We start from the raw sequence: 25,600 nt of genomic DNA on the forward strand, positions 1-25,600 counted from the left end.
TACTATAGCTTTTTATACATAGTTATCTCATCAATCCTTGTGCCATCATCTAATATAAATGCTTCCGGAAGGCGGCCCCATTCCACAAATCCCATCTTCTGATATAGTCCTTGGGCTTTAATATTATCTGAAAGAACCCCAAGCTCCATGTACTGATATCCTGCAGACTTTGCGAATTTTATAGCATACTCCATAAGAATAGTGCCTAAGCCTTCACCATGATATTCTTTTCTGACGGCAAGGCCTACACTACAACGATGAGTTGTTTTCCTGCCTTTGCCTGCATTTCTGACAGCAATATTTCCAATTATTCTCTCGCCGTCAAAAATGGAAATCATTCCCTGTCGTTCATCTTCAAAAAGCTCTTTTTGCCTTTTCTTTTCAATAGTTATATCTTTATCTGTCAGGCCAACCTCATCTCCATATCTAGACATAAAATGAGTATCCTCAGATACCTGACGCATAAAATCAAGGAACTGCTCTGCATGGTCTGGACCAATAGGTGCAATTTTTAACTCTCTTCCGCTCTTACTAGTAATTTTTTCCGGTTCAAAATACATTTGATGTCTCCTATCTTCCGCTCATAAATAAATTATGATGATTATAGCCAAACACACCCCTAAAATCAACAAAAGACTTGGGATGGTAATCATTACCATCTCAAGTCTCCTACTAGCATTTTTAAATTACTAATTAATAAAAAAACTATAAATAGCTTCTGAAAGCTCTTCTAAATGATTCACGTAGCAGTGGTCTGCTCCGTGGATTGGAATAAGCTTTGCATTTTTATACAGCTTTTCTGCTTTCTCTGCATAGTCAAATGGAACCGTCTCATCCTCATCTCCGTGGATAATAAGTACTTCCTTTTCATATCTTTCGATTTCATCTTCTACATGAATAGTCTGTGCTACACGAATATAATCGCCACATAACCACCAACCATCATTTGAGTATGCCTTCTCAGGAATATGTTTTGGATCAAATGTAGTACCCAAGATCATACCTGCTCTACATATCTCTGGTATCATCCAAGCTGGCGACATAGGGATAATTGCCTTAAAGTCATCTGGACACATGCCACCCACAAGCATAGTAAGCAATCCACCCTGAGAGTGACCGCATAAGTATAAATCTGTAACAAAGTCTAAAGACCTAGCATAATCTACTACAGAAAGTGCATTAGTTACCCACTTATAGAGTGTGTGCTTTTCAAATTCACCCTCACTTTGACCGTGGCCATACATTTCTACACGAAGTACAGCCACCTTAGCCTTAAGCATTGCATCCTTAACTGCAATAATGTGGTCTTCTTCCATATGACCGGTAAAGCCATGAATCAATATACAAAGAGGACACTTATCAGTGCCTTCAGGCTTTTCTAGCTTTGAATGTAATTTGATGCCATCGCTTTCAATAAAAAATTCTTCCATAATATTCTTCTCCTATCTATTAATAAATCGGAGTGACGCGAGTCGAACGCGCGGCCTCTACATCCCGAATGTAGCGCTCTACCAACTGAGCCACACCCCGAAAAACCCTCTTACAATTATAATCAATGAGAAGCTGTTTTTCTACATACAGTCATTTTCCACTTGCTATTTTGGTTGGTATTTTTTACAATCTAAACATCGTTTTTAGAAAGGCAATATTTATGAAAGATAAAAAATTTGAAAAACAAACTATACTATTCTTATTAAACTTTTTCCCTGCATTATTAATTATTATTTATGAGTTAGTATCGATGATAACTGATGTTGCATGGTTTATTCCTTTAACCATGATTTCAATCATTGTTATATCAATTCTAAACATTATTTTTACTGACCGCGATAAACATCATCGAAATGCATGGATGCTTATATTGGCATCTGCAGTTGCAGAAGTGATTGTGACAGCATTCCATTATTTCTTAATCAGCTCAGATTCAGAGACTCCAGTTGTAGGATTCTTGTTCTGTGTTCTTTATGGCGGACTTGGACTTATATTCTTATTAATCGGAACATGGACTAATCGATATAGAGAGTATCGAAAAAATTTAAAGGATGAAAAATAAAAACTCTTAATTATAACAAGATAATCAAACAATCCTTACACTATTAAGGGCGCGGATTAATTTCCGCGCCCTTAGTATATCTCCTAAAACTTTTTCATCACATCATTAAACTCAACCATATCATATTTTCCATGGATAGCTTCAAAGTCATACTTTTCCAGCTCATCCATTTTTGCTTTTATTTCAGACTGGCTGAGGCTTTCATCTTTTGCAGTGTAAGTAGATGTGCCCTTGGCCTTTGCTAAAGCCTCGTCTGTCATTTCATCTTCAGAAGGATATCCATTACCATCTAAATCGTCGTAATTGTCCATATTCAAGCAATAATCCCATGAAACCTCACTGCCATGAACAGACATATAGTTTAAAAAGCAAATTAATCCAGCATAATCAGAATTACTATATCTAATGCAATTCTTCTTTGGAGCATACTCATAGTCAACAACTCCAGCTGCACCATAACCAAAATCGTTAGCAAGAGGAACAGAATGACCATCCTTAAAGCTATAAAGCTTTAAATAATAACCCTCATTATCAACAACCAGCTCTGGCACATCATCCTCATCTAAATAGATTAGATTGTATTTATATTTTCCCTCAAGATTGCAGATGCGAACAACCTGTGCGTATGCATCCTTCCAAGTCTTGTATTCTGCAGACTGATTATCACCTAAGAGATATGATTTAACATTTGGAATAGTAAGCTCCTCAGAGTAATAATTAGTTATCCAGTTGGAGGCATCAGTAAGATAGTTGTAACCTTCCACGTCGTAAAAGACACCATACTCATAAAGACCTACATGCTCTTTGCCATTAGCATCCTCTGCTACAACCACAATGTCATCTGCACCATCTGCTGTGAAATCAAAAATTCCAACAGCCTTTATGGTGGTAAAATCAATAGACATATTGTCAGCATCCCCATACCAGGTGCCAAGCCAGTCAAAGCGTTTTCCATCAACAGTGACAATCATATGAGCCGCTGCTCCTGTCTCGCTATTACCTTGATAAGTAATTAAGCGCCCAGGATTGTCATGACCTGGAACCTTTATATCGAAGGTCTGATTTGGATCATTGCCTACCTCCCAGAACCACTCATTAGAAATCATCTTGTAGTCATCGCCATTTTTAACAAAGGTCACTTCTATATCTGGATAGTCACAATAGTTGGAATTGTCATCCTCCAAATATTGATTTTTCATTTGGATTACATACTGGTCGTTAAGCTTCTTGCCACTTTGGCAGCTGTAATTCACCCAATTTGAATCTCCATGTAAGGAATAGTAGGAATCGTACTCCTTGACATATTCGAAGTCGATTTTATCCTTAATATCCTCATAGGAAGCGTCTGTATGAGACTCAACAAAACTCTTTATATCCTCTGCTCTAAGGGTAACCAAATCACCACACTCTTCACCATCCGCTACTCCTATCTGCTTATAGAATGCGTTCTTTTCATCCTCAGAAACATCTTTGGCAGAAATGCCCGCTCCTAAATAAAGTACCTCGCCCCATTCGATTTCACTGGCATCTTTAAAAGGCTTCACTAAGAAACCGTTGTATTCCTCAGTGGCAAATAGCTTTGTAAATGAATCTAACTCCTCCTGAGTTAAATCCACAGCCTCAGCCGAATCCTTTATTTCTTCAGCCTGGATTTCTGGCTCTGAGTTATCCACAGCTTCTTCATTTTTACCGCAGGCTAATAAACAGGTAGCCATTGTGATTGTTAATATAAACCAGAATCTTTTCTTCATATCATTCCCGCTTTCTTATGCACTTTTACAATATCTATATCCACATAATTTCTTCAATGGTAACACTTATGATTTAGAAATACAAAGGCATAAAAATACTCCTACCTAATAAAATAGGCAGGAGTCGTAATTTAGATTTATACTTCAAAAATCATATCGCCGTAGCTTGGCATTGGCCATGCTTCCTTGTCTACAATCATCTCAAGGGCATCAACAGGCTTTCTTAATGCTTCCATAGCTGTAACTACTTCATCATGGTAGAAGTTTGCCTTTTCACAGCTTGAAGCCTTCAGGTTGTATGCCTTTTCGTTAATCTCCTTAAGGTGAACAAGTGCTTCCTTAGACTCGCGGAGATAATTTGAAAGCTTAATCAAAAGCTCCTTCTGAGTGCTAACATCTGCCTCTGGACAAGCATCTGCAATTGTGCCGATAGAAAGCCCAAGCTCTGTAGCATAGCTGATAACAGCTGGAATAATCTGCTTAGAAGCCATATCAATCATTGTACGAGCCTCAATGTTGATAGACTTGATATACTGCTCATATTCGATTTCGGCACGAGACTCAAGCTCTACCTTAGAGAATACGTTGAACTTCTCAAACATCTTTACAGTTGCATCTGTTGTAAGAGCAGGAATTGCCTCAACAAAGGAATTGATTGCTGGAAGACCACGCTTCTCTGCTTCCTCAATCCACTCTGGACCATATCCATTTCCGTTAAATACAATACGCTGATGATCTGTAGCAAGCTTCTTGATCATGTCATGAACTGCTGCATCAAAGTCATCTGCCTTTTCAAGAACATCACATGCCTCACAAAGAGCTTCTGCCATAATTGTATTAAGAACTACGTTTGGTTCACCAACTGAATCCTGTGAACCTGGCATTCTGAACTCGAACTTATTTCCTGTGAAAGCAAATGGTGATGTACGGTTTCTATCTGTAGCATCCTTTCTGAAATCAGGAAGAGTCTTAACACCAGTAGCAAGCTTCTCACCCTTCTTAGACTTTGTGGCTGTACCAGTTGAAATAAGCTGTGTAAGCACATCCTCAAGCTGCTCTCCAAGATATACAGAAATGATAACTGGAGGTGCCTCATTTCCGCCGAGACGCTGATCGTTACCAACATCTGCTGCAGACTCACGAAGAAGAGCTGCATGTCTATCTACTGCTTTAAGTACAAGGCAAAGGATAAGTAAGAACTGGATGTTCTCGTGTGGTGACTTGCCTGGCTCAAAAAGATTGATGCCATCGTCTGTAACAAGCGACCAGTTGTCATGCTTACCTGAACCATTTACGCCATTGAATGGCTTTTCATGAAGAAGACACTGTAAGCCGTGACGGTTTGCCACCTTACGAAGAGTCTCCATAATAATCTGATTATGATCTACTGCCACATTACACTGCGCATAAATAGGAGCAAGCTCGTGCTGAGCTGGTGCAACCTCATTGTGCTGTGTCTTTGATGAAACACCAAGCTTCCAAAGCTCGATATTAACATCACGCATATAGCCAGCGATACGCTCTGGAATAGTTCCAAAATAGTGATCGTCCATTTCCTGTCCCTTTGGAGGCATTGCTCCAAAAAGTGTACGACCTGTATACATCAAATCTTTACGTGCAAGATACATTTCACGGTCAATAAGGAAGTATTCCTGCTCTGCACCTACAGATGGAATTACACGCTTAGAAGTTGTGTTGCCAAAGAGTCTAAGTAATCTGATAGCCTGCTCAGAAACAACCTCCATTGAACGAAGGAGTGGAGTCTTCTGATCAAGAGCCTCACCTGTGTATGAACAGAAAGCTGTTGGAATGCAAAGTGTTGCTCCTGCAGCATCCTGACGAACGAAAGCAGGTGATGTAGGATCCCAAGCTGTGTAGCCTCTAGCCTCGAAAGTAGCTCTAAGTCCACCTGATGGGAATGAAGAAGCATCTGGCTCGCCCTTAATTAATTCCTTACCTGAAAAGCTCATTAAAACCTTGCCTGATGGCAATGGTGCAGAAATGAAGGAATCATGCTTTTCAGCTGTAATACCAGTAAGTGGCTGGAACCAGTGTGTATAGTGTGTAGCGCCCTTTTCAATAGCCCATTCTTTCATCTCATGAGCAATTACATCAGCGGTCTCAATATCAAGTTCTTTGCCTTCAGAGATGGTCTGCTTGAGCTTCTGATATGTCTTCTTTGGGAGGCGTTCCTGCATAACGGTGTCATTAAATACGTTCTCACCAAAGATGTCTGCTACATTAAAATATTCTTCCATTAATTATGTATCCTTTCGCGCAAAATTACAAAATAATAGAAAAGACAATCAGCGATTGTCCATTGCCGATTGTCTTTTTTGCATTCCTCTATTTACGGTTATCAAACTCACTAAGGAAATGAGTTTGATAATCCAGCTAAAGCTGGACATGATTTTTCAAAGAAAAATCCTGCCATATACGGATTGCAAATTTTTGATAAAATTTACAATCCTAAGCCTTTCCTACTGAACCGAAAAGCTCCATCTTCTCTTTTACTGTAGCCTTGATAGCGTCTGTACCAGGAGCTAAAAGCTTACGTGGATCGAAGCCCTTGCCCTCGATATCCTTACCAGCCTCGATGTACTTACGTGTAGCATCAGCGAATGAAAGCTGGCACTCTGTGTTAACGTTGATCTTAGAAACGCCAAGCTCGATTGCCTTCTTGATCATGTCAGCTGGGATACCTGTACCACCGTGAAGAACGAGTGGCATAGCACCTGTCTTCTGCTGGATAGCATCAAGTGTCTCGAATGAAAGACCTGCCCAGTTCTCTGGGTACTTGCCGTGGATGTTACCAATACCAGCTGCAAGCATATCTACGCCAAGGTCAGCGATTGTCTTGCACTCGTTAGGATCAGCACACTCGCCCATTCCTACAACGCCGTCTTCCTCACCACCGATTGAACCAACTTCACACTCGATAGAAAGGCCAAGACCGTGAGCTACGTGAACGAGCTCTGTAGACTTAGCAAGGTTCTCCTCGAATGGATAGTGTGAACCATCAAACATGATTGATGTGAAACCAGCCTGAATACACTTGTAGCATCCTTCGTATGTACCGTGATCAAGGTGGAGTGCTACAGGAACTGTGATTCCGAGCTCCTCATCCATAGCCTTAACCATAGCTGCAACAGTCTTGAATCCTGTCATATACTTACCAGCACCCTCAGATACACCAAGGATTACAGGAGAGTTAAGCTCCTGAGCTGTAAGAAGGATAGCCTTTGTCCACTCAAGGTTGTTAATGTTGAACTGACCAACTGCATAGTGGCCTGCCTTTGCCTTATCAAGCATTTCTTTTGCAGAAACTAACATAATTATTCCTCCATATATGCGTTTATTGGGTCATAGAAACCCTATCTAAGCGAAATTCTACCATAACGCCACCTTCTATTCAATAGCGATTTCAAGGGCGTTGTGCTCATCCTTTATGACAACAACATCATGATTTCCGCCAAATTCACCATCAAGAGTCCATGGAACAACTTCGCTGCTCATGAATTTAATCTCTTTTGTCTGGAAGGCGTAAACCATATCTGAATCTGGAATAATACCGGTCATAAAGCCGAGAATCTCGTTTAATTCAATTGGATTACGTGGCATTTTGATAAGTGTAACCTCAAATACGCCATCATTTAGACCAATGTCTCCACGGATAATTCCCTGGAAGCCACCAACTGACTTTGAGTTGGTAATCATACCGAAGATGAATTCTTCGTAGACAACATTTCCGTCGTATTCCACCTGCATTCTAAATGATGGAATATCTCGGAGCTGCTTAGCTCCCTCTATAATATATGCTGCATGTCCTAGAACATTTTTTAAATCCTGCGAAGTAGCATAGGATACTTCTGTAAATAAACCAAATGCAGCCACGTAAACAAATGAGTCTGAATTGAATCTTCCGATATCACATGGGAAGAGATTGTCAGACACACTAATTCGGGCTGCATTCAACATATTCTTATCTATTCCGAGAGAATTACCAAAGTCATTTGTTGAACCAGCTGGAATGTATCCAATTGGTATCCTTTTATCTGGATCAAGTCGCATCATACCTGTAACAACCTCATCCAAGGTACCATCGCCACCTGAGCAAACGATTCTATCGTAATTCTCTGCTTGTTCTATTGTCTGATCTGTGGCATCTCCACCAGCCTGTGTAATGTGTACACTAACCTGGTAATCAGCCTTAATCATAATGTCTAGGATGTCAGCCAGATGTTCTTTTATTTGTCCCTTGCCTGAGCGAGGATTTACTATAAATAATAATCTTTTTGACATATATCCCTCTATAAATTTATTTTGTAAGGAAATCAGAAAGTTCTGCTACTGCTTTTTCTTCATCGTCACCAGCTGCATCAATAACAACTCTTGAACCTGAAGACAATACCAAACTCATCATTCCCATAATACTCTTTGCGTTAACCTTCTTCTCATCCATTTCAAAATAGATTGAGCTAGAAAATCTGTTAGCTAACTGAACCAAATGTGCTATGGGTGTAGCTTCCATTGAATTTGACATCTGAATAGTAACTTCTTTTTGCATGACGTCCTCCTGAATATCTAAAAAACCTAACCGCTGGCGATTATAATCCCTCTGCAATGGCTGCCAGCTTTTTAAACCTATGATTAACCCCCGACTTTCCAATTGGTGGTTCAAGCAGTTCTCCCAAGTCTTTAAGTGGCGTATCTGGATATTGCAATCTGATTCTTGCAATCTCTTCCAACTGAGCTGGAAGATTTTCCAAGCCAAGCTTTTCATCAATCAAATTGATTTGCTCAATCTGACGGACTGCTGCCGAAACCGTCTTTCCTATGTTGGCTGTCTCACAATTAACCTTTCGGTTGATGGTGCCACGCACTTCTTTCACAACTCGGATATTTTCCAAATCCATCACAGAATGAGCAGCCTCCATAACTCGGAGTATTTCAACAATCTGTGCCCCTTCTTTTAAATAGACCACGTATTTGCCATTGCGCTTTACGGTCTTAGCTTCCACATCAAAGGTGCTCATTGCTCTTTGTAAGAGCTCAGCCTGAGCCGATGTGTTTGTAACTATCTCAAAATGATAGCCTTTATTAGGATCTGATATCGAGCCTGCTGCCAAAAATGCTCCTCTAATAAAAGCTCTCTTACAACATGTTTGCTGAATAATGAGTTCACTAACTATTGAACCATCTTCTGAAAGCTTTAGCATTTTTTTAGTCTCTAAAAAGACATCGGCAGATATTGCGGTGACATCTTTTCCTATATTACGTGTTTTATTCAATAAAGTAAAGACTTTTCTGTTTAATTGGTCCGAAGAATATGTTTTAAACGTTTCAGCGCCCTGCAGAATAAATATTCCTGCAAGCTCTGCAACTGCACAGTGTCTGCTCTTTGGAACAACAGAAAAAAGCTCTTCTTTTACCTGTTTTGAGAAGGACAATTATTTTCCTCTAAGTGCATCTTTTCCAATATCGCGATGCTCGATTTTAAGTCCATAAGACTCGTCGCCATTTAATGACTCAAAAATTTCATCAGCCAGACATACTGATCTATGCTTGCCGCCTGTGCAACCTACGGCAATTACTAATTGATTTTTTCCTTCCTTAATATAGTTAGGAATAAGGAATTTAATCAAATCTGTTGTTTTTTCTAGGAAGGTTTGAGCCTCATCGTATTTAAGAACAAAATCCTTGATAGGCTGATCGTTTCCTGTGAAAGGACGAAGCTCAACATCATAGTATGGGTTTGGAAGAAATCTTACATCAAATACAAGATCTGCATCTTCCGGAATGCCATACTTAAAACCAAAGGAAATAATTGTGACAAATAAGCTCTTATATTCAGCATCATCCACAAATATTTTTTCAAGCTCTTCCTTAAGCTCACGTGTAAGAAGATGAGTGGTGTCGATAACATAATCTGCTTCTGTTCGAAGGAAGCCAATTGACTCTCTCTCCTCTTTTATACCTGCTGCAATTCTTTCACGACCTGAAAGTGGATGGTTACGTCTTGTCTCTTTGTATCTTTTTACAAGGACATCATCCTCAGCATCCAAAAATAGTATAGAATATCGCTTCTGATCATTGTCTAATTCTTGCAATATATCCGGCAAAAGCTTCATAGCGTTGCCGTTACGAACATCAATTCCAACTACAATTTTCTGTTCGAAGGTGCCGCTGTCTGCCAATTCCACAAAGCTCTTCAGTAATTGTACAGGCAAATTGTCCACGCAGTAATAGCCCATATCCTCCAACATTTTGAAGGCAGTATTTTTACCTGCACCTGACATTCCTGTAAGAATTAGTAGCTTCAATTGATATTCCTCCCGATAATTCTAACCTCTGGAGTTAAGTGAACTCCAAATTTTTCATATACCTTTGCATCAACATCCTTCATAAGCTGAAGAACATCTGCTGCAGTGGCCTCTGATTTATTAACAACAAAACCGCAGTGCTTTTCCGAAACCTGAGCACCTCCTACAGTATAGCCTCTAAGGCCCGCATCATCAATAAGTTTTCCTGCAAAATATCCTTCAGGACGCTTAAATGTGGAACCCGCACTAGGAAAATTCAGAGGTTGTTTGTCCACGCGTTTCTGTCTTATATCCTCGATAGTTGCCTTTATTTCATCAACGTTTCCTGGAGAAAGCTGAAGCTTAGCGCCAAGTACAAAACCTGACTTTTCCATTAGAGCAGAATGTCTGTAGGATAAATCCAAAGCATCGCAGGCTATCTGGCTAACCTCTCCTGAATCCTGAAAGACATCTGCGTTGATAAGCACATCCTTTATCTCTCCGCCGTAGGCACCAGCATTCATATAAACAGCTCCACCAATTGAACCAGGTATTCCTGATGCAAATTCCAAGCCTGTAAGACCTGCCTCTGCAGCTCTGTTTGCCACAGATGAAAGCATTGCTCCTGCCTCTGCATAAATGCAAGCCTGCTCCTTATCAATTTGGATATCAGATGCGTTCTTGCCAAGAGAAATCACAACACCCTCGATACCATCGTCAGAAACCAAAAGATTACTTCCGTTTCCTATGACCATATAAGGTGTTTGTAATTCTTGTAGGTAACGCAGAAGCGGAACCATCTGAGAAATAGATGGCTCCACATAAATGTCTGCAGGACCGCCAATCCTGAAAGTGGTGTGTTTCTTCATAGGTTCGTCCAAAAGAAACTCCATATCAGAAAATCGACTGGTCAGCTTATTATATACTTCTTCTTTTGAATAAGTGTTATGCATACTTAATAAATGCCTCGTATCCTAATAATGCTTCGTATAAATCAACCTTTGAGATAATCTCACATGGTGCATGCATTGAAAGAACAGCCACACCTGAATCGATTACCTGCATGTTGTAATTTCCCATGATGTAGGCGATTGTTCCGCCGCCACCCTGATCTACCTTACCAAGCTCTGCTGTCTGCCAGAAGACCTGGTCCTTGTCCATGATTGAACGAATCTCTCCAACATATTCTGCTGAAGCATCGTTTGAGCCGCTCTTTCCTCTTGCTCCTGTGTACTTGTTGAAAACAAGACCACGACCAAGATATGCTGCGTTGTTCTTTTCAAATGCAGATGCATAGTTTGGATCAAAGGCTGCAGATACATCTGAAGAAAGAACCTTTGAGTTTGTAAGAGCTCTGCGAAGCTTAAGCTCCGAGTAATCTCCCATAAGATTGAAGATTTCAGCAACTGTGTTCTCAAAGAACTTTGACTCCATACCTGTAGCACCTACAGAACCAATTTCTTCCTTGTCAACAAGAAGTGCACATGCAGTCTTCTCAAGCTTCTTTGTAGTGTTAAGAATAGCCATAAATGAAGGATATGCACATACTCTGTCATCATGACCATAACCTAAAATCATTGAACGGTCGAAGCCGAAATCTCTAGCCTCACCAGCTGGAACAACTTCGATTTCTGCAGAAATAAAATCTTCCTCTTCAATATCGTACTTTTCCTTGAGAAGCTTAAGAATGTTCTTCTTAACAGATTCCTTTTCCTTCTCACCCTTCTTGTCAAAGCCTGGGATGCTGCCAACGATTACGTTAAGGTCTTCACCCTCAACAACCTTAGCACCCTTCTTGTCCATCTGGTCTGCGGCAAGATGAATAAGTAAATCAGAAATACCAAATACTGGATCTCCTGCATCCTCACCAACATTAACCTTTACAACCTCACCAGTCTTCTTTACAAGAACTCCGTGAAGTGCAAGAGGAATTGTAACCCACTGATACTTCTTGATACCACCATAATAGTGAGTGTCAAGTAAAGCTATATCTGTGTCCTCATATAATGGATTCTGCTTTAAATCCATTCTTGGGCTATCGATATGAGCACCAAGGATATTAAGACCCTTCTCAAGGGATTCTGAGCCGATATTGAATACAGCCATCATCTTTCCCTTATTTACAGCATAGACCTTGTCACCAGCCTTAAGCTTTTTATTCTTTGCGATTGCCTGGTCAAGATTTAAATAACCTGCTGCCTCAGCCTTCTCTACGAAGAAGTCAATACATTCTCTCTCTGTCTTACACTGAGAAAGAAACTTTCTATAATCCTCTCCAAAGGACATAACCTTTTTTAAATCTTTTTCTGAAGTATACTTACTCCATGCATTCTTACGTTCCATTACTAAATAACTCCTAGATAAATTTATTTAACCTTATTGGTTTTCATTAATATTATTCTGAACTCTACGATAAAGCTCTTCTGCTGCATTGTAACCCATCTTCTTCTGACGGTGGTTAACAGCAGCTGCCTCACAAATGATGGCAAGATTTCGACCTGGTCTGATTGGAAGTGAGTGACAAGTCACATCAAGACCAAGAATATTCATATACTCATCAGTCATACCAAGACGATCATATTCCTTTTCCTTGCTCCAATCCTCAAGCTTGATAACAAGGTCGATTCGCTGTTCATCCTTTACAGCCTCAACGCCGTAAAGAGATTTAACATCGATGATACCAATACCTCTAAGCTCAATTAAGTACTGAGTGATTGATGGTGCACGACCATATAATCTCTCGTTGTTTGGACGACGAATCTCAACCACATCATCTGAAACAAGACGGTGTCCACGTCTAATAAGCTCAAGAGCAGCCTCTGACTTACCGATTCCAGATTCACCTGTAATAAGGAGTCCTTCACCGTATACATCAACCAATACGCCGTGAATAGTGGTGTATGGTGCAAAATCCTTGTTCAAAGAATAAATCAAAGCTGACATAAACTCAGATGTTGCTCTGTCAGTACCGAGAACTGGCACCTTTGCCTTTATAGCTTCCTTAATAAGAACATCCTCAGGCTTTTCGCCTCTACAGTAGATAACACAAGGAATTTCGTATGAGAACAGCTTTGCAAAGCTTTCTGCCTTTTCCTCGTCAGATTTCTTTGCTAAATATGCAGCTTCAACATTTCCGATTACCTGAATACGGCTAGCCTCAAAGTGCTCATAAAAGCCGTGAAGCTGAAGAGCTGGTCTGTTTACATCCGCAACGGTAACTTGTGCCTCCTCAAGATTTAATTCTGGTGTAAAGTTTACCAAATTAAATCTTTCTTGAATTGTTGCCACTGATACGCATTTGTTAGTTGCCATATAAAATCCCTCCATTATTAATGCTTTTCGCTTTATATATGATATCTCATTTTTTAATTATTTCATAGGGTGAAAGTAGTTATAAACATTCTCTGCAGCCTCTTTTGTCATGCCCTCTGTGTCAGCAAGCTCCTCCAAAGTGGCCTGACCCATTTTCTCAGCAGACACAAACTTCTTCATCAAAGCTTTTCTTCGCTTTGGACCTATGCCTGGAATATCGTCAAGGAAGCTATGAACCTGTCCCTTGCTACGAAGACTTCGATGATATTCTATTGCAAACCTATGAGCCTCATCCTGAAGCCTGGTTATAAGCTTGAAGCCTTCCGAGTGAGTGTCAATAGGAAGCTCCTGATCCTTATAATACAAGCCTCTGGTACGGTGATGATCATCCTTTACCATGCCGGCAATTGGAATATGTAGAGCTAGCTCCTTCATTACCTGTTCAGCAATATGAACCTGACCCTTTCCACCATCCATCATTATGATATCCGGGAACTTAGTGAAGCTATCTGTGATGTTACCGCCGTTCTCTTCAAGCTCCTCTATACCATGTTTAAATCGCCTTGTAAGGACCTCGTGCATAGATGCATAATCATTTGGACCCTCAACAGTTTTAATTTTAAATTTGCGGTAATCTGAACGTTTAGGCTTGCCCTTTTCAAAGACAACCATAGAACCTACCGACTGGAACCCGGATATATTTGATATATCGAAAGCCTCCATTCGACTGGCATTTGGAATACCGAGAATCTCTGCTATTTCCTTCATAGCGCCTATGGTTCGGCCCTCTTCTTTTTTTATTTTTTCTTTATCCTGGTCTAAAACCATTTGAGCATTCTTTGCTGCCAATTCAACCAGCTTTTCCTTTGCACCACGCTTTGGAGTTCGAAGATAAACTCTCGCTCCCTTCTTTTCTCCCAGCCAGCTTTCTATAAGCTCAGCTTCTTCCAAGTCGTATTGAACAAAAATCTCTTTTGGAATGAAGGGTGTACCGGTGTAATAATCCTCAATGAAATATTGGAGCAAATCCTCATCAGTGTCATCAACTCTGATATTGATGAAAAAGTGCTCTCGGCCAATCATTTTTCCACCGCGAATAAAGAAAACCTGAACCACGGCATCCTCGGCAGCTTTTGCAATAGCAATAATATCTCGGTCTTCACCATCCAGCTGTGTTGCTTTTTGTCTTCCAGCACATGCCTTTACCGATTCAATTAAATCGCGATAAATAGCAGCCTTCTCAAAATCCATTTCCTCTGAAGAGGCAAACATTTTTGACTCCAAATCCTTTAGAGTCTCGTAGTAATCTCCATTCAAAAACTCGATTACCTTGTCCACATTCTTCCTGTATTCATCCTTGTCCACATTTCCCTGACAAGGACCAAGACATTGACCTATGTGATAATTCAAGCACGGCCTGCTCTTTCCAAAATTTTCTGGAAGCTTTTGAGTGCAGGTACGAATCTTGTAGAGCTTTTGAACCAACTCGATAGTGTCATGCACTGCACCAGCAGAGGTAAATGGACCAAAGAACTTATTTCCATTTTTCTTTAATCTTCTAGAAAATACCACTCGGGGATAATCCTCAGTAAGAGTTACCTCGATATATGGGTAGGTCTTGTCATCTCTAAGCATTGTATTGTACTTAGGACGATATTCCTTTATTAAATTGCATTCTAAAATAAGGGCCTCAAGCTCAGAGTCTGTAACGATGAATTCAAAATAATCGATATTTTGAACCATCTGCTTTTTTTTGAGACCTTCATCATGGCTTGGCTGAAAATATTGTCGCACGCGATGGCGCAAAGAACGGGCTTTTCCGACGTAAATAATCTCGTCATTTTTCCCGTGCATTAGATAAACTCCCGGTTGATCCGGGAGTTTACTTAAGTCTTGTTCTGTTACCATAATTCTTACTCGTCAAAAATATTGTCTGTTACAACATTTTCTGGATCAACCTTTGGAGACTCCTCCGCATCCTGTGAAGCTTCGCCTTCTGTGGCTGTAGCCTCTGAAGATGTATCAGCATCCTTTGGTTTCTCCTCTGGTTCAGGAATTCCCTTGATTTCTCTAAATATCTTCATGAATTCCTTACCAGTGATTGTTTCGTGCTCGAAAAGGTAATCGGAAATCTTATCCAAGCTTTCCATATTTTCAAGCAACAATTCCTTTGCCTTGGCATAGGCATCGGTAATCATCTTTAATACTTCTGTGTCAATCTGACCTGCAGTGGCATCACCACAGATTAAGGAAGCACGTCCGTCAAGGTACTGGCTTTCTACAGTTGCAAGTCCCATCATGCCAAACTTCTCAGACATACCAAATCTCGTAACCATAGCTCTGGCTATCTTTGTTGCCTGCTCGATATCATTTGCAGCACCTGAAGTGTAGGAACCGAACTTGATATCCTCTGCCGCACGACCACCCATATAGGTGACAATCTTTGCAATAAGCTCGTCCTTTGTCTCAAGGAACTTTTCTTCCTCTGGAGTCTGGAGTGTATATCCAAGTGCACCCATTGTACGTGGCACAATTGTAATCTTCTGAACTGGCTCTGCTTCCTTCTGAAGAGCAGATACAAGAGCGTGTCCAACCTCGTGGTAAGAAACGATTTTGCGTTCCTTTTCGCTCATAGCTCTATCCTTCTTTTCCTTGCCACCAACAGCAACAAGCTCGAAGGCTTCAAACAAGTCCTTTTGTGTGACATACTGTCTCTTTGCCTTTACTGCAAGGATGGCAGCCTCATTGATGATATTGGCAAGATCTGAACCTACCAAACCAACAGATGCAAGTGCAAGTGCATCTAAATCAACAGTCTCATCCATCTTTACATCCTTGGCATGAACCTTAAGGATTTCAAGACGCCCCTTTTGATCTGGTCTATCAACAATAATACGTCTATCAAATCGTCCTGGACGAAGAAGTGCTTTATCAAGTACCTCTGGACGGTTAGTTGCTGCCAAAATAAGAAGACCCTTATTTGAATCGAATCCGTCCATCTCTGAAAGGAGCTGGTTAAGTGTCTGCTCACGCTCGTCATTACCACCACCATAGTGAGCATCACGGCTCTTACCGATGGCATCAATCTCGTCGATGAAAACGATACATGGTGCAACCTTCTGAGCTTCCTTGAAAAGGTCACGTACACGAGATGCACCAACACCAACGAACATTTCCACGAAATCCGAACCTGCAAGTGAGAAGAATGGAACTCCTGCCTCACCGGCAACTGCCTTGGCAAGAAGTGTCTTACCTGTTCCTGGAGGGCCCACAAGAAGTGCACCCTTAGGGAGCTTTGCACCGATTTCTGTATATTTCTTAGGATTATGGAGGAAATCTACCATTTCCTGCACAGATTCCTTAGCTTCATCCTGTCCAGCCACATCCTTGAAGGTGATACCTGTGGCCTTTTCCATGTTGTAAAGCTTGGCGTTTGATTTACCAACACCCATAGGACCGCCGCCCATCTTCTTCATAAGGAAGCCTAAAACTACCCAAAGAAGAACGATTGGAAGTACGAATGAAAGTATGTTATAGATAATTGCTGCTGTAGAATCAGCAATTGTTCCATCAATCTCAACTTTATGTTTCTTCAGTAATGGCAACAAATCATCATCTCTGATGTATGCTGTGTAAAGAGAAACCTTTGACTGCTGGCCAGTAGCCTCATAAAGCTGCTGAAGCTTCTTTGTCTCTTCATCTGTGGTGCCGTAGCTTTCACCCTTTTTCAACTCGATGTTGATTGTATCATCTTTAAAGGTAACGCTATCCACCTTATCCTCTTCCACAAGGTTCAGGAACTCTGTATATGTAATCTCCTGATTTGATGAAGAGCTTGCCCCCTTATACATCATGCTTGTAAAGAAAAGCGCTACAAGAACTAATATTCCCAATGTATAAAAAGGCTGACGATTATTCTTTTTATCTCCACCATTTTGGTTGTTATTATTATCGTTCACTTTTGCCTCCGTATCGTTTTAATTTTGTACGATACTAATTTATCATAAATTGTGGCAAAAGTATCGCTTTTAATACTTTTTTAATAGAATTAAAACAAAACATTTAGAAACTTACTTTGACAATATTTCGGTATCATTGGTAAACTCGGTTCCTGATACTTCTTCGAATTTGTGAAGCAAATCCTCGATTGTAAGGTTCTTCTTCTCTTCTCCGCTAATATTGAGGATTACCCGTCCTTCATTCATCATAATTAGGCGATTTCCATAGTTAATGGCATCACGCATATTATGTGTAACCATCATGGCTGTAAGACCGTGTTCCTTAATAAGCATATCTGTAATTTCAAGAACCTTTGCTGCAGTCTTTGGGTCAAGGGCTGCTGTGTGCTCATCCAACAAGAGCACCTTTGGCTTTTGGATTGTAGCCATAAGAAGTGTAAGAGCCTGTCTCTGTCCACCTGACAACAAGCCAACCTTTGCAGTTAATCTATCCTCAAGGCCTAAATCTAGCTCTTTAAGCATCTCGTGATACCTTTCACGTTCTGATCTAGTAACACCCCACTTTAAGCCTCTAGACTTTCCTCTTCTTGCGGCCAAGGCCATATTCTCATCAATCTGCATATTTGCAGCTGTTCCTGTCATTGGGTCCTGGAAAACACGTCCCAAATACTTTGCACGCTTGTGCTCTGGAAGTCCAGTAACATCTATTCCATCAATTGTGATGCTTCCTCCGTCAACAGGCCAAACGCCTGCCACAGCATTAAGGAAGGTGGATTTACCTGCTCCATTTCCTCCGATTACAGTACAGAATTCACCCTCTTCCAAATTAAGGGTTGCACCTGCAAGAGCCACTTTCTCATTAATTGTGCCAGCATTGAAAGTTTTTCTTAAATTGTTAGCGTTAAGCATTCTCCTTACCTCCTCTCTTAGCTGCCTTTCTAAATGAGCTGTTGCTCTTATTCTTAAGGTAAGGAACAGCAAGGAAGATTGCCACGATAATAGCTGTAAACAGCTTCATATCGTTTGTTGATAGCTTCAACCATAGAACTATTGCTATAAATAAGTAATAAAGAATTCCACCGAATACCACGAATGCAAGAGTAAGAATGAAATTTCTCTTTTTCTTAAATAAGGCATTGCAAATCACTTCACCTATGATTATAGCAGCCAAACCTATTACAATGGCTCCACGTCCCATATTTACATCAGCATTACCATTGAACTGAGCATATAAGGCACCAGCAAAGGCAACGATAGCATTTGAAATTACAAGACCAATGGTCTTCATAAGATTTACGTTGATACCCTGAGCCTTTGTCATAGCTGGGTTTGTTCCTGTTGCACGAATTGCAGATCCCATTTCAGTACCAAAATACCAATACATAATTGCAATGATTATAACAGCCATAACAAACACTGTTATAAGGGCATCTGTCTTGTATCTGAGGGAAACTGCCAAGTTGTATTTGTCTACTGAAATTGGTGTGTTTGACATATCTTTAGTTATTCGAAGATTTATTGAATAAAGAGCAAGCTGTGTCAAAATACCTGCTAAAATATCAGGAATTCCAAGCAAGGTGTGAAGCACACCAGTAATAAGACCTGCCAAGGCTCCAGCAATAAAAGCTAGCACAAGGGCAAGCATCCATGAATGCCCTGAGATGATTACCATCGCCGCTACGGCACCGCCTGTAGCAAAAGAGCCATCTACCGACAAATCTGCAAAGTTCAATAATTTAAAAGTAATAAAAATACCGAGAGCCATAATTCCATAAATAATACCTTGAGCTGCTGTTCCCGGCATTCCTGCTATTAATGTTTCTAATCCCATTTTAAACTCCAAAGAGCAAGGTCATAAATTGACCTTGCCCAAATTTTAAATATTTTGATTTTATTCCATTTCAATTGCAACATAGTCCTCTGGAAGTTTGATTCCTAGAGTTTCAGCAATTGTTGGATTATATTCCTTTGTAAAATCTGTAGCATACTGGATATCCATTGTTGCTGGGTCAGCTCCATTTGCTAAGATTTCATAAGCCATAAGACCAGCTGCGTATCCAATGTCATAATATGAAATTGAAAGTGTTGCGATACCACATCCCTTGCAGATACCTTCCTCACCTGCAACAATTGGCACCTTTGCTGTAACTGCCACATTGTTGATGGTCTCTGCACAATTTGCTGCCACGTTGTCAGTAGGAACATAAAGAACATCTGAAGCACCACATGCTGTCTGAACTACAGTTCCAACATCACTTGAATCTGAGAATGTGTAAGCTGTTACGTTGTAGCCGTACTTTTCAAGACTCTTAGTTACTTCGTTTGCCTGATAAATTGAATTAACCTCACCTGAGCAATAGATAAGTCCAACCTCTTTTGCATCAGGGAAAAGCTCGTGAAGCATATCTGCCTGTCCATCAAGTGGAGCCAAATCTGATGTTCCAGTAACATTAACACCTGTTGCGCCTGTCCAATCCTTGATATCAAGAGCTGAAGCGTAATCTGTGATTGATGTTGCTACGATTGGAATATCGCTTGTAGCTGTCTCACAAGCCTGTAAGGCAGGTGTAGCATTTGCCATAATCAAATCGACCTTATCACTAACAAAAGAGTTTGCAATTGTTGCACAGTTTGGAATGTCACCAGAGGCATTCTCAAGAGTGAAGCTAACCTTGTCCCCAAGCTTTTCAGCAAGGGCAGCCTGGAAACCTTCTGTAGCTGCATCAAGAGCTGGATGCTGAACCAACTGAATAATACCCACATTATATGTGCTATCTGCATCAGATGTTGCCTGTTCTGTAGTTGTCTCGCCCTGAGCTTTGTCAGCTTCCTTCTTAGCTGCCGCATCTGTGCCACAGCCCACTAAAGAAATAGCCAAAGTCATTGCTGCTAATAAGCTAATAGCTTTCTTCATAATACTTCTCCTCCTTAAATTTTCATGATGTTTACTTTAGCACTTTTAACCACTAAAGTCAACTTGTTAAATGTAAATTAAAAAGTGCCCAAAATATGGGCACTTTAAGAAATATATCATGAATATTATTAGCTTGGGATTGCTGTTTTATGTCTATATTTTCCGAGATATCTATAGATGATGACAGTTTTCTGGACAAAACTTTTTCTCTAGCTTATTGCAGCAATAATAGAATCCTGGTATCAAGAAGAATACTGCGAAAAGCCATGCAACTGGGCTTGCCCAAATTGCGCCAGCATATCCAATCATTGGCACAAAAGTAAAGGCTACTAGGATTCTGGCAATCATTTCCATTACCCCTGAATATATTGCAAAGGTGGAAAAACCCATGCCCTGAATGGCAAACCTGAATATATTTACAGCCGCAAGCAATGTATATGTTACAGCATTTGCCAGCAGGAACATCATTGCTTGGTCAATTACAATCTGTGTAGATGTAAACATTCTAAGGATGTATGGCCCTGTAAAATATAATACTACTAGAATTATTACTGCATATATTGTGCCAAGAAGCTGTGCTGTCCATGTTCCCTTCTTTACTCTAGGTATATTTTTTGCTCCTACATTTTGTCCTGCATAGGTAGCCATTGTTCCACCTAATGCATCAAACGGACATACCACAAACATTGATACCTTAACACCTGCTGTCATAGATGCCACCGCGATGGTGCCAAGTCCATTTACTGCAGTTTGCAAAATAACTGAGCCTATTGCTGTGATGGAATACTGTAAGCCAAATGGGATTCCCATAGACATTAAAACACGAGTATGATGAGGTCCAGGCTTCAAATCTTTCTTACTCAATTTCAAAATTGGGAACTTCTTTTTCATATAGATGACGCAGCTTCCTCCAGCTATACACTGTGATATTACTGTAGCAAGCGCTGGTCCATTTACACTCATTCCCAGCACAATGATGAACACTATATCTAATACAATATTTATACCGGCAGCCATTATCAAAAAGTAAGTTGGCGTTTTGCTGTCTCCCAGTGACCTAATAATTCCTGCTGTAAGATTGTAAAGGAAGGTTACTGGTATGCCAAAGAATATGATTGAAATGTATGAATATGCCAGATCAATAATATCCTTTGGAGTCTGCATTATAGCTAGAATTTGATAACAAAAAACTCCAACTATAAATGTTATAACAATAGATAAAATCGCTGATAACGTGATGGCATTACCTACGAATTTACGCATAGAATCGTAGGATTCTGCACCAAACCTCTGAGCCACTGGTATGGCAAATCCTGAGCAAATACCCATACAGAATCCATTTATTAGGAAATTAATGGAACCAGTGGATCCAACAGCGGCAAGAGCACTATCCCCAAGTGTCTGACCAACAATTATGGTGTCTACAAGATTATACATTTGCTGAAATAGCAAACCTGCAAGCATCGGAATTGAAAACCCTAGTATTAGTGTTAATGGATTTCCTTCTGTTAGTTTTTTTGTTGTGTTTTTAGCCATCAATTCACCTCAATAATATGATGTAAGTTGCTGTCTTCATTGTTTTATTTTGTTACTTTATATTACATCAATTTTTTTGATACTGATATAGTTTATTTAAAATTTCACTAAATTATTTTAGGTTAATCACATAACCTAGATATTCATCACTGAGCCAGTTAACACTATATTTTTTATCAAGCACCTTTCTCCAATTTATAATTTATTTTCTCAATAAAAAAAATCCTAGGACATAAGTCCTAGGATTTAAGAAAGTTCTATCTATTATACTAACTCAAGAACAACTTCCATAGCTGCATCGCCCTTACGTGGTCCGATCTTTACGATACGTGTGTAACCACCCTTACGATCAACGTACTTTGGAGCGATCTCATCGAATACGAAGTTTGCCATGTCAACCTTGTGTGACTCTGACTTCTTTGCACCCTTAGCTGTTGGAGTGTAAAGAACCTGCATCATCTGACGACGAGCGTGAAGTCTTGAAGCTGAATCCTTCTTGATCTTCTTGTCTACTGTATCGTATACAGTAACCTTCTTGCCATCAACAACTTCCTTTACTCTCTTACCATCTTTATCCTTGCGAGCTACCTTGGCCTGAACTGTAACTTCTTCGAAGTTATCCTTTTCCTTAACACCAAGTGTAATGATGTGCTCAGCAATCTTCTTTACTTCCTTAGCCTTAGCTTCAGTTGTAACGATCTTTCCGTGATAAAGAAGCTCAGTTACCTGATTTCTTAAAAGTGCTTTTCTCTGTGAAGATGTTCTGCTTAACTTTCTGTACTTTGCCATTTCTTTTCTCCTTATTACTGGCGTCACAGGTGCTCATCGGACTTATCCCGCGACTTGATTGATGGAAAGGCATGCGCGAACATGCTCATCGGGCTTATAGTTCACGTAATATTTCCTGTTACTAATATAACTAAGCGATTAGTCCTCAATTAATCTAAGTGAAAGACCAAGCTCGCTAAGCTTCTGCTCTACTTCTTCCATAGACTTGCGACCAAGGTTACGAACCTTCATCATGTCATCAGGTGACTTGTCGCAAAGCTCAGCTACAGTGTTGATACCAGCTCTCTTTAAACAGTTGTATGAACGAACTGAAAGCTCAAGCTCATCAATGCTCATCTCAAGAGTCTTACCTGTTGTATCATCAGGCTTGTCAGCGATAACGCTGAGATCCTGTGCAGCCTCTGAAAGATTAACGAATAAGTTAAGGTGCTCACTGAGAACCTTAGCAGCCATAGAAACTGCCTCATCTGGTCCCATAGTACCATTTGTGTATACATCAAGTGTAAGCTTGTCATAATCTGTAACCTGGCCTACACGAGTGTCTTCAACTGTCATATTTACACGCTCTACTGGTGTGTAAATTGAGTCAACTGCAATCTTGCCGATTGGAGTTTCTGGAGTCTTGTTCTTATCTGCAGAGATGTAACCGCGGTTCTTAGTAATTGTAAGCTCCATATAAAGCTTGCAATCATTACCACCGTTAAGGTGTGCAATAACAAGATCTGGGTTAATAATCTCGATATCAGAATCAACCTGGATATCGGCAGCAGTAACTACTCCCTCTCCCTCGAACTCGATATATGCTGTCTTTGGCTCATCAGAACTGCTGTTATTTCTAATAGCAAGCTCCTTGATATTCATAACGATTTCTGTAACGTCTTCCTTAACGCCTGGAATAGCGCTGAACTCATGAAGAACGCCCTCAATCTTAATCTGGCTAACTGCAGCTCCTGGCAGAGATGAAAGCATAATTCTACGAAGAGAATTGCCAAGTGTAATACCATAACCTCTTTCGAGTGGCTCTACAACAAATCTGCCATATTTTTTGTCCTCAGAAATCTCAGCGATTTCAATATTTGGGTTTTCAAAATTTAACACTACATTGCCTCCTTAATATAGTTTGCTAGACTCTAAAAAACAGAATAATATACATTATTCTGAATCTACTTACGCCGTATAGAAAAATTTTAACAAATCGCACTTATACAAGCAAGCTTGTATAAGTGCTTTTTGTAAGAATTTACTAAAATTTATTATTTTGAATATAACTCGACGATAAGCATCTCGTCTACAGGAACATCGATCTGCTCTCTGTTAGGAAGCTCTTTTACTGTACCCTTAAGGCTCTCAGCGTCAACATCAACCCACTCTGGAACGATTCTTCCAGCTGTAACCTCAGTGATATCCTTGAATCTCTGAAGGCTCTTTGACTTCTCGCGAACCTCGATAACATCTCCTGCCTTTACAAGGTATGAAGGAATGTTAACTGGCTTACCGTTTACAAGGAACATCTTGTGATCAACAACCTGACGGGCTTCCTTTCTTGTACGTGCGAATCCCATACGGAATACTACGTTATCAAGACGGCTCTCAAGCATTGTCATAAGGTTTTCACCTGTCATACCCTTCTGACGGTCTGCCTTCTCATAGTAATTACGGAAAGGCTTCTCAAGTACGCCATAGATGAACTTAGCCTTCTGCTTCTCCTGAAGCTGAAGAGCGTACTCAGACTTCTTGCCTCTTCCTCTATTCTTCTGTCTACGTGACTTCTTATCATATCCTAAAAATGTAGGATCTAAATCAAGAGATCTACATCTTTTAAGAACTGGTGTCTTATTAACTGCCATTAGATTTCCCTCCTAATTAGACTCTTCTACGCTTTGGTGGACGACATCCGTTATGTGGAACTGGAGTAACATCCTTGATTGTAAGAACCTGAACGCCGTTTGCATCGATTGCTCTGATTGCAGCTTCACGTCCTGAACCTGGTCCCTTAACGAATACATCTACACTCTTTAAACCGTGAATTAATGCAGCCTTAACTGCTGTCTCTGCTGCCATCTGTGCAGCATAAGGAGTAGATTTCCTTGAACCTCTAAATCCTAGACCACCAGCACTTGCCCATGAAAGAGCGTTACCCTGAGCATCTGTAATAGTTACGATAGTGTTATTGAAAGATGCCTGAACATGTACCTGTCCGTGTTCAACGTTTTTCTTTACACGCTTTTTTGTTGTCTTCTTTGCAACTTTAGCCATAATTAAACTAACCTACTTTCTTTCTATAAAATAATTACTTCTTCTTATTTGCAACTGTACGCTTTGGACCCTTGCGAGTACGAGCGTTTGTCTTAGTCTTCTGTCCACGAACAGGAAGACCCTTTCTATGACGGATTCCTCTATAGCATCCGATTTCCTGAAGTCTCTTAATATCAAGGGCAACTTCTCTTCTAAGATCACCTTCAACAGTTAATGTCTCATCGATAACTGTGCTGATCTTCTTAACTTCTTCGTCAGTTAAATCCTTAACACGTGTGCTAGGATCTACACCAGCTGCCTCAAGAACTTTGTTTGAGCTTACTCTACCAATTCCGTAAATGTAAGTTAAACCAATTTCAATTCTCTTGTCTCTTGGTAAATCTACACCTGCAATACGAGCCATGTGTGTTTACACCTCCATAAATATTTCTACAATTAATAAGCGATATAAGTAATACAGCTCCGATAAATCGGCCTGAAATGTGTGTATCCCCATATCTTGTCCAATTTGGCCTCGGTATGATAGGCCTGTTTATTATGAACAGTCTAAATTAGATACTCTTTAGACTGCAGCCGCACATAATAAATGCATTACATAAGTGGTCAAATTAACCCTGACGCTGCTTATGCTTTGGGTTTTCGCAGATAATACGAATGCTACCCTTTCTTTTGATGACCTTGCACTTCTCGCACATAGGCTTTACAGAAGATCTTACTTTCACGATTTT

The 25,600-nt window shown here is 40.2% G+C and carries 25 protein-coding genes and 1 tRNA gene; 1 reads left to right on the forward strand and 25 read right to left on the reverse strand.

Going from position 1 to position 25,600, the window contains the following annotated elements; all coding sequences use genetic code 11:
* Positions 1–2: 2 nt before the first annotated feature.
* The 3 genes from BLR54_RS10580 to BLR54_RS10590 all read right to left on the reverse strand — a co-directional run bounded on the left by BLR54_RS10580 (position 3) and on the right by BLR54_RS10590 (position 1,530).
* A complete protein-coding gene (locus tag BLR54_RS10580) occupies positions 3–560 on the reverse strand; it encodes a GNAT family N-acetyltransferase (RefSeq protein WP_090420766.1) in 558 nt (185 codons plus the stop codon).
* Positions 561–689: 129 nt separating this feature from the next.
* Positions 690–1,430: an alpha/beta hydrolase family protein gene (locus BLR54_RS10585; RefSeq protein WP_090420769.1), complete on the reverse strand. Its 741-nt coding sequence runs from the start codon at positions 1,428–1,430 to the stop codon at positions 690–692.
* Between the two features lie 27 nt (positions 1,431–1,457).
* A tRNA-Pro gene (locus tag BLR54_RS10590) sits at positions 1,458–1,530 on the reverse strand.
* 211 nt (positions 1,531–1,741) lie between these two features.
* Between BLR54_RS10590 and BLR54_RS10595 the strand changes: the two genes are divergently transcribed.
* Positions 1,742–2,053 (forward strand): hypothetical protein, encoded by a 312-nt coding sequence (locus tag BLR54_RS10595; RefSeq protein WP_090420772.1) that lies wholly within the window; start codon positions 1,742–1,744, stop codon positions 2,051–2,053.
* Positions 2,054–2,136: 83 nt separating this feature from the next.
* On the opposite strand, the gene BLR54_RS10600 is transcribed toward BLR54_RS10595, so the two are convergent.
* From BLR54_RS10600 to rpmJ, 22 genes are all read right to left on the reverse strand, one after another.
* On the reverse strand, positions 2,137–3,804 hold the full coding sequence (locus BLR54_RS10600; protein WP_090420775.1) for a hypothetical protein: 1,668 nt from the start codon (positions 3,802–3,804) through the stop codon (positions 2,137–2,139).
* 137 nt (positions 3,805–3,941) lie between these two features.
* On the reverse strand, positions 3,942–6,062 hold the full coding sequence (locus BLR54_RS10605; protein WP_090420778.1) for a glutamine synthetase III family protein: 2,121 nt from the start codon (positions 6,060–6,062) through the stop codon (positions 3,942–3,944).
* A 211-nt stretch (positions 6,063–6,273) separates the two neighbouring features.
* Positions 6,274–7,137 (reverse strand): class II fructose-1,6-bisphosphate aldolase, encoded by an 864-nt coding sequence (gene fba, locus BLR54_RS10610; protein ID WP_090420781.1) that lies wholly within the window; start codon positions 7,135–7,137, stop codon positions 6,274–6,276.
* A 75-nt stretch (positions 7,138–7,212) separates the two neighbouring features.
* Positions 7,213–8,106 (reverse strand): diacylglycerol/lipid kinase family protein, encoded by an 894-nt coding sequence (locus BLR54_RS10615; RefSeq protein ID WP_090420786.1) that lies wholly within the window; start codon positions 8,104–8,106, stop codon positions 7,213–7,215.
* Positions 8,107–8,122: 16 nt separating this feature from the next.
* Positions 8,123–8,371 carry an HPr family phosphocarrier protein gene (locus BLR54_RS10620; protein ID WP_015548321.1) on the reverse strand — a complete coding sequence of 83 codons (249 nt, stop codon included), beginning with the start codon at positions 8,369–8,371 and terminating at the stop codon, positions 8,123–8,125.
* 40 nt (positions 8,372–8,411) lie between these two features.
* Positions 8,412–9,254, reverse strand: coding sequence for a DNA-binding protein WhiA (whiA, locus tag BLR54_RS10625; protein WP_090420796.1), 843 nt, complete (start codon positions 9,252–9,254; stop codon positions 8,412–8,414).
* Positions 9,255–10,127, reverse strand: coding sequence for an RNase adapter RapZ (gene rapZ / locus BLR54_RS10630; RefSeq protein ID WP_090420798.1), 873 nt, complete (start codon positions 10,125–10,127; stop codon positions 9,255–9,257).
* Entirely contained in the window at positions 10,124–11,059 is a 936-nt protein-coding gene (gene murB / locus BLR54_RS10635; RefSeq protein ID WP_330388188.1) for a UDP-N-acetylmuramate dehydrogenase, read from the reverse strand. Before murB ends, rapZ begins: the two co-directional genes overlap by 4 nt.
* Positions 11,052–12,449, reverse strand: coding sequence for an aminopeptidase (locus BLR54_RS10640; protein ID WP_090420801.1), 1,398 nt, complete (start codon positions 12,447–12,449; stop codon positions 11,052–11,054). Before BLR54_RS10640 ends, murB begins: the two co-directional genes overlap by 8 nt.
* Before the next feature lie 33 nt (positions 12,450–12,482).
* Positions 12,483–13,418, reverse strand: coding sequence for an HPr(Ser) kinase/phosphatase (gene hprK / locus BLR54_RS10645; protein WP_242871239.1), 936 nt, complete (start codon positions 13,416–13,418; stop codon positions 12,483–12,485).
* A 57-nt stretch (positions 13,419–13,475) separates the two neighbouring features.
* Positions 13,476–15,326 (reverse strand): excinuclease ABC subunit UvrC, encoded by a 1,851-nt coding sequence (gene uvrC, locus BLR54_RS10650; RefSeq protein ID WP_090420807.1) that lies wholly within the window; start codon positions 15,324–15,326, stop codon positions 13,476–13,478.
* A gap of 5 nt (positions 15,327–15,331) precedes the next feature.
* On the reverse strand, positions 15,332–17,377 hold the full coding sequence (gene ftsH, locus BLR54_RS10655) for an ATP-dependent zinc metalloprotease FtsH (protein WP_090420810.1): 2,046 nt from the start codon (positions 17,375–17,377) through the stop codon (positions 15,332–15,334).
* Between the two features lie 111 nt (positions 17,378–17,488).
* Positions 17,489–18,286, reverse strand: a complete 798-nt coding sequence (locus BLR54_RS10660) for an ABC transporter ATP-binding protein (RefSeq protein WP_090420812.1) — start codon at positions 18,284–18,286, stop codon at positions 17,489–17,491.
* The gene (locus tag BLR54_RS10665; RefSeq protein ID WP_090420815.1) at positions 18,279–19,208 is read right to left on the reverse strand and encodes an ABC transporter permease; all 930 of its coding nucleotides are present in this window, start codon (positions 19,206–19,208) and stop codon (positions 18,279–18,281) included. Before BLR54_RS10665 ends, BLR54_RS10660 begins: the two co-directional genes overlap by 8 nt.
* A 60-nt stretch (positions 19,209–19,268) precedes the next feature.
* Entirely contained in the window at positions 19,269–20,291 is a 1,023-nt protein-coding gene (locus BLR54_RS10670; protein WP_090420819.1) for an ABC transporter substrate-binding protein, read from the reverse strand.
* Positions 20,292–20,462: 171 nt separating this feature from the next.
* Complete coding sequence (locus tag BLR54_RS10675) at positions 20,463–21,827, reverse strand: MATE family efflux transporter (protein WP_090420822.1); 1,365 nt, start codon at positions 21,825–21,827, stop codon at positions 20,463–20,465.
* A gap of 264 nt (positions 21,828–22,091) precedes the next feature.
* Positions 22,092–22,616: a bL17 family ribosomal protein gene (locus tag BLR54_RS10680; RefSeq protein ID WP_090420825.1), complete on the reverse strand. Its 525-nt coding sequence runs from the start codon at positions 22,614–22,616 to the stop codon at positions 22,092–22,094.
* A 138-nt stretch (positions 22,617–22,754) separates the two neighbouring features.
* Positions 22,755–23,714, reverse strand: a complete 960-nt coding sequence (locus tag BLR54_RS10685; protein ID WP_090420828.1) for a DNA-directed RNA polymerase subunit alpha — start codon at positions 23,712–23,714, stop codon at positions 22,755–22,757.
* Between the two features lie 155 nt (positions 23,715–23,869).
* Positions 23,870–24,463, reverse strand: coding sequence for a 30S ribosomal protein S4 (gene rpsD, locus BLR54_RS10690; protein WP_090420830.1), 594 nt, complete (start codon positions 24,461–24,463; stop codon positions 23,870–23,872).
* A 16-nt stretch (positions 24,464–24,479) separates the two neighbouring features.
* The gene (gene rpsK / locus BLR54_RS10695; RefSeq protein WP_090420832.1) at positions 24,480–24,872 is read right to left on the reverse strand and encodes a 30S ribosomal protein S11; all 393 of its coding nucleotides are present in this window, start codon (positions 24,870–24,872) and stop codon (positions 24,480–24,482) included.
* Positions 24,873–24,906: 34 nt separating this feature from the next.
* Positions 24,907–25,275: a 30S ribosomal protein S13 gene (gene rpsM, locus BLR54_RS10700; RefSeq protein ID WP_090420835.1), complete on the reverse strand. Its 369-nt coding sequence runs from the start codon at positions 25,273–25,275 to the stop codon at positions 24,907–24,909.
* 205 nt (positions 25,276–25,480) lie between these two features.
* Complete coding sequence (gene rpmJ / locus BLR54_RS10705) at positions 25,481–25,594, reverse strand: 50S ribosomal protein L36 (RefSeq protein ID WP_004604068.1); 114 nt, start codon at positions 25,592–25,594, stop codon at positions 25,481–25,483.
* Positions 25,595–25,600: the final 6 nt, after the last annotated feature.

Source organism: Pseudobutyrivibrio sp. YE44, assembly GCF_900104335.1.
Lineage (GTDB): Bacteria > Bacillota > Clostridia > Lachnospirales > Lachnospiraceae > Pseudobutyrivibrio.

Excerpts from the sequence above, each read along its gene's own strand:
- BLR54_RS10580 (WP_090420766.1), bottom strand. The coding sequence starts at position 560 with ATGTATTTTGAACCGGAAAAAATTACTAGTAAGAGCGGAAGAGAGTTA.
- BLR54_RS10585 (WP_090420769.1), bottom strand. The coding sequence starts at position 1,430 with ATGGAAGAATTTTTTATTGAAAGCGATGGCATCAAATTACATTCAAAG.
- BLR54_RS10595 (WP_090420772.1), top strand. The coding sequence starts at position 1,742 with ATGATAACTGATGTTGCATGGTTTATTCCTTTAACCATGATTTCAATC.
- BLR54_RS10600 (WP_090420775.1), bottom strand. The coding sequence starts at position 3,804 with ATGAAGAAAAGATTCTGGTTTATATTAACAATCACAATGGCTACCTGT.
- BLR54_RS10605 (WP_090420778.1), bottom strand. The coding sequence starts at position 6,062 with ATGGAAGAATATTTTAATGTAGCAGACATCTTTGGTGAGAACGTATTT.
- fba (WP_090420781.1), bottom strand. The coding sequence starts at position 7,137 with ATGTTAGTTTCTGCAAAAGAAATGCTTGATAAGGCAAAGGCAGGCCAC.
- BLR54_RS10615 (WP_090420786.1), bottom strand. The coding sequence starts at position 8,106 with ATGTCAAAAAGATTATTATTTATAGTAAATCCTCGCTCAGGCAAGGGA.
- BLR54_RS10620 (WP_015548321.1), bottom strand. The coding sequence starts at position 8,371 with ATGCAAAAAGAAGTTACTATTCAGATGTCAAATTCAATGGAAGCTACA.
- murB (WP_330388188.1), bottom strand. The coding sequence starts at position 11,059 with ATGCATAACACTTATTCAAAAGAAGAAGTATATAATAAGCTGACCAGT.
- BLR54_RS10640 (WP_090420801.1), bottom strand. The coding sequence starts at position 12,449 with ATGGAACGTAAGAATGCATGGAGTAAGTATACTTCAGAAAAAGATTTA.
- hprK (WP_242871239.1), bottom strand. The coding sequence starts at position 13,418 with ATGGCAACTAACAAATGCGTATCAGTGGCAACAATTCAAGAAAGATTT.
- uvrC (WP_090420807.1), bottom strand. The coding sequence starts at position 15,326 with ATGGTAACAGAACAAGACTTAAGTAAACTCCCGGATCAACCGGGAGTT.
- BLR54_RS10660 (WP_090420812.1), bottom strand. The coding sequence starts at position 18,286 with ATGCTTAACGCTAACAATTTAAGAAAAACTTTCAATGCTGGCACAATT.
- BLR54_RS10665 (WP_090420815.1), bottom strand. The coding sequence starts at position 19,208 with ATGGGATTAGAAACATTAATAGCAGGAATGCCGGGAACAGCAGCTCAA.
- BLR54_RS10670 (WP_090420819.1), bottom strand. The coding sequence starts at position 20,291 with ATGAAGAAAGCTATTAGCTTATTAGCAGCAATGACTTTGGCTATTTCT.
- BLR54_RS10675 (WP_090420822.1), bottom strand. The coding sequence starts at position 21,827 with ATGGCTAAAAACACAACAAAAAAACTAACAGAAGGAAATCCATTAACA.
- BLR54_RS10680 (WP_090420825.1), bottom strand. The coding sequence starts at position 22,616 with ATGGCAAAGTACAGAAAGTTAAGCAGAACATCTTCACAGAGAAAAGCA.
- rpsD (WP_090420830.1), bottom strand. The coding sequence starts at position 24,463 with ATGGCAGTTAATAAGACACCAGTTCTTAAAAGATGTAGATCTCTTGAT.
- rpsK (WP_090420832.1), bottom strand. The coding sequence starts at position 24,872 with ATGGCTAAAGTTGCAAAGAAGACAACAAAAAAGCGTGTAAAGAAAAAC.
- rpsM (WP_090420835.1), bottom strand. The coding sequence starts at position 25,275 with ATGGCTCGTATTGCAGGTGTAGATTTACCAAGAGACAAGAGAATTGAA.